Raw genomic sequence first — 278 nt, forward strand, 5'->3', positions numbered from 1 at the left:
GTTAACGGTAATGAACTCGAAAAATATGAAACGGGTGAAGTATATCAGAGGTTATCTTCATCAAATATTGTATTTCTCCACAATTCAACAGGGGGAGGTAATAAATTCTACCACCCCTCAGGAGCTAGAAGTTTCCATGAGATGATGCTCTCAAAAGATGAGAAAGAAGAGTTAAATAAAGAGCAAGAAAGAATTAGAAAAAAAGTAAAGAAGTTTGCTTCTGAGCATAGAGGTGAATTGTCTGGGCTTCTAGGTAAACTAGAAGAAAAATATGAAGT

The 278-nt window shown here is 35.3% G+C and carries 1 protein-coding gene; it reads left to right on the forward strand.

Annotation, left to right across the window (positions count from 1 at the left end; translation table 11 throughout):
- Positions 1-278 (forward strand): hypothetical protein (locus Q4528_RS13685; protein ID WP_303522101.1); only part of this gene is annotated, 278 nt, incomplete at both ends.

This window comes from Staphylococcus pasteuri, assembly GCF_030547725.1.
Lineage (GTDB): Bacteria > Bacillota > Bacilli > Staphylococcales > Staphylococcaceae > Staphylococcus > Staphylococcus pasteuri.